Raw genomic sequence first — 3,839 nt, 5'->3', positions numbered from 1 at the left:
CCCGATCTGCTGCTGCGCGGCCAGCAGCACCCCGGCGATCCCCGTGAGCAGGCCCGATGTGGCGAAGGCGTACACCGAGTACCGGCGGGTGGGGATGCCGAGGACGGCGGCGGCGCGGGGGTTGGAGCCGGCGACGTACAAGTACCGCCCGAAGGGCAGCCGTTCCAGCACCACCCACAGCACCACGGTCGCGGCCAGGACGTAGAAGGCGGGCAGCGGCAGCCCGAGGAACCGGCCGTCGTAGAGGGCGGTGAAGGAGGACGGCAGCCCGCCCGGCCCGGGCACGATCCGGCTGCCGTCGGTGAGCCGGCCGGTGAGGGCATACATGATGCTGCCGGTGCCCAGGGTGGCGATGAAGGAGTCGATCCGGGCGAACTCGACGACGATCCCGTTCACCGCGCCGGCCAGCGCGCCGCCCGCGGCCACACCGAGGCAGGCCGCCGGCCAGGGCGTACCCGTCTCGACGACGAGGTACATCACCAGCACGTGGGCCAGGCCCAGCCCGTAGCCGAGCGACAGGTCGAACTTCCCGGTGGCGATCGGGACCGTCGCGCCGAGCGCGAGCAGGGCGGGGATCGACTGGTTGGACAGGATCGAGGACACGTTGTCCCGGGTGGGGAAGGTGTCCGGCAGGGCGAGGGAGAACACCAGGAAGAGCAGGACGGCCAGAGCCGGGAGCCCGTAGCTGCCGACGAGGTGCCCGCGCGGGGACCAGCCGGTCACGGGGCCCCCGCGGGGCCGGTGATCGCGGGCATGGCCGAGGCGGTGCGGGTGAGTTCGGCCGGGGTCAGCCGGGCCCCGGTCAGCTCGGCCGCCACCGAGCCGCGGACGAAGACCAGCGCGCGGTGGCAGAGGTCCGCGACCTCCTCGAAGTCGGTGGACACCAGCAGGACCGCCGTCCCGTCGGCTGCCGCCCCGTCGAGCATCCGGTGGACCGCCGCCTTGGCGCCGACGTCCACGCTCGCGGTCGGCTCCTCCAGGACCAGCAGGCGCGGGTGCCCGCGCAGCCACCGGGCCAGCACGACCTTCTGCTGGTTGCCGCCCGAGAGGGTGGCGACGGGCACCTCGGTGTCCCGGGGGCGCACCGCGAACCGTTCGGCCAGCGCGGCCGCCTCGCCCCGTTCGCGCCGGGGCCCCAGCCACCGCCAGGCCGGCACCCCGGCCGCCGCCGGGTTGGCCAGCAGGTTCTCCCGGACCGTCAGATCGGGTGCGCAGCCCTCCTCCTGGCGGTCGGCGGCCACGAAGCCCACGCCCCGGCGTACGGCGCCGGCCGCGCCCCGCGGACGGTACGGCCGGCCGTCGAGCAGGACCCGCCCGCCGAGCAGCGGCAGCACCCCGGCGAGGGCGCGGCCCAGGTGTGCGTGGCCGGCGCCGGTCAGCCCGACCGTGCCGAGGATCTCGCCGGCCGCCAGCTCCAGGCTGACAGGCCCGCAGCCTTCGGTGGTCACGGCGTCGAGGCGCAGGACGGGGCGCCGCCCGGGGACCGGACCGGCGGGGGTCCGCGGGCCGCGCCCGGGCGGGGCGCCGCCGGTGATGTCGGCGATCAGGCGGCCGGGGTCGTACCCGGCGAGGGGGCCCCGGGCGGCGGGGCGGCCGTCGCGCAGGACGGCGAAGGAGTCGGCGACCCGGTAGACCTCGTCGAGCCGGTGGCTGACGTAGAGGATGCCGTGGCCCCGGTCGCGCAGGGCGTGCAGGACGTCGAAGAGCCGGGCGCAGTCGGCGGCCGGGAGGGTGGCCGTGGGCTCGTCGAGGACCAGGAGCCGGGTGTCGCGGGCGAGGGCCCGGGCGATGGCCACCAGGGAGCGTTCGGCGGGCGCGAGGCCGGCGACGCGGGCCCCGGGGTCCAGGTGGCCGGCGACGGCCGCCAGGGCCTCGGCGCACCGCTCGCGGGTCCGCCGCCAGGAGATCAGGCCGAGGCGGCGCGGGTAGCCGGTGCCCAGGGCGATGTTCTCGGCGACGGTCATCCAGTCCACCAGGCCCGGGTCCTGGTGGATGAAGGACATCGCCGCGGAGGCGGCCGCGGAGCCGAGCGGGTGCCCGGCCACGGTCACCTCGCCCGCGTCGGCCCGGTGGACCCCGGCGAGCACCTTGATGAGCGTGGACTTGCCGGCCCCGTTGGGCCCGAGGAGGGCGAGGACGCCGCCGGCGTACAGGTCGAGGTCCACCCCGTCCAGGGCGACCGTGCCGCCGAACCGTTTGCGCAGGTCCCGGATCCGCAGCAGCGGCACCGCGCCCGGGTGGGGCGGGGCGTCGTACTCGTCATGGGCGTGGTGCACGGACGTCTCCGGGGCCGGCCTCGGATCCCCGTACGGCAGGACGGGGCAGGGGGGATGCTACTGGCCGCGGGCCCGCATTCCGGGGTACGACGGACCTCAGGCGGCATCCAGGGCGCATTCGGCCCAGATCACCTTGCCCCGGGGGGTGTAGCGGGTGCCCCAGGACTGGGCCAGCTGGGCGACGAGGAACAGGCCGCGGCCGCCCTCGTCCGTGCTGGCCGCCCGCCGCAGGTGCGGGGCGCTGCTGCCGCCGTCGGAGACCTCGCAGATCAGGGTGCGGTCGTGGATGAGGCGTACCTGGATCGGCTCGCCCCCGTAGCGGATGGCGTTGGTGACCAGCTCGCTCAGCAGCAGCTCGGCGGCGAACGCGAGCTCCTCCAGCCCCCACTCGGCCAGCCGCCGGGTGGCGGCGGCGCGGATGTCGCAGACCTTCGCGGGGTCGGCCGGCAGGTCCCAGGCGGCGATCCGGCCGGCGGGCAGCGTGTGGGCGCGGGCGACCAGCAGGGCGATGTCGTCACCGGGGTGCTCGGGGGCCATGGCGTCCATGACGGCCCGGCAGGTCTCCTCGGGGGCCCGGTCCGGGTGCGCGAGGACGGCCCGCAGCCGGTCGAGGGCGACGTCGATGTCACCGTGGCGGTCCTCCACGAGGCCGTCGGTGTAGAGCACCAGCGTGCTGTCCTCGGGCAGCTCGATCCCGGCCGTCTCGAAGGGCAGCCCGCCCAGGCCCAGCGGGGGGCCCGCGGGGACGTCGGGGAAGGTCACGCGGCCGTCGGGGTGGACCAGGGCGGGCGGGAGGTGGCCGGCCCGGGCCATGGTGCACTGCCGGGTGGTGGGGTCGTAGACCACGTACAGGCAGGTGGCCCCGACGACACCGGTGCTGCCCGGGGCCTCGTCGCCGCCCTCCTCCCGGTCCAGGCGGACCAGCAGGTTGTCGAGGTGGGTGAGGAGCTCGTCGGGGGCGAGTTCCAGCTCGGCGAAGGTGCGGGCGGCGGTCCGCAGCCGGCCCATGGTGGCGGCGGCGTGCAGCCCGTGGCCGACGACGTCGCCGACGAGGAGGGCGACCCGGGTGCCCGAGAGCGGGATGACGTCGAACCAGTCGCCGCCGACGCCGGACTCGGCGGGCAGGTAGCGGTGGGCGACCTCGACGGCGCCCTGTTCGGGCAGACCGCGCGGCAGGAGGCTGCGCTGGAGGGCCAGGGCCAGGTTGTGCTCCCGGGTGTAGCGGCGGGCGTTGTCGATGCACAGGGCGGCCCGGGCGGCGAGTTCCTGGGCGAGCCGGGTGTCGTCGTCGCCGAACGGGGCCGGGTCCTGGGAGCGGTAGAAGCTCGCGATCCCCAGCAGCACCCCGCGGGCGAGCAGCGGGACGACGATGAGGGAGTGCACGCCCTGGTCCAGGAGCCGGCGGGACCGCTCGGGGTCCTGCGCGATCCAGCCCGCCGCGGAGGCCAGCTCGGGTTCCAGGACGGGGTGCCGACCGGTCAGGCAGCGCATCTGGGGGGTGCCGGGGAGCAGCTCCACGTGCTGTCCGGCCGGGTAGAAGGGGCAGTCGTCGCGGAAGCCGTG

Annotated in this window: 3 protein-coding genes; all 3 read right to left on the bottom strand. The window is 76.3% G+C overall.

The window, feature by feature from the left end; translation table 11 throughout:
* A partial coding sequence (locus VR44_RS37165) for an ABC transporter permease (protein ID WP_045952087.1) occupies nucleotides 1-723 on the bottom strand: 723 nt, incomplete at its 3' end.
* Entirely contained in the window at nucleotides 720-2,276 is a 1,557-nt protein-coding gene (locus VR44_RS37160) for a sugar ABC transporter ATP-binding protein (RefSeq protein ID WP_045952086.1), read from the bottom strand. The genes VR44_RS37165 and VR44_RS37160, both read right to left, overlap by 4 nt.
* A gap of 96 nt (nucleotides 2,277-2,372) precedes the next feature.
* On the bottom strand, nucleotides 2,373-3,839 hold a 1,467-nt coding region (locus VR44_RS37155; RefSeq protein WP_045952085.1), incomplete at its 5' end, for an ATP-binding SpoIIE family protein phosphatase.

Origin of the sequence: Streptomyces katrae (assembly GCF_000966975.1) — a bacterium.
GTDB lineage: Bacteria > Actinomycetota > Actinomycetes > Streptomycetales > Streptomycetaceae > Streptomyces > Streptomyces katrae.
This window is presented reverse-complemented; position numbering and strand designations above follow the sequence as displayed.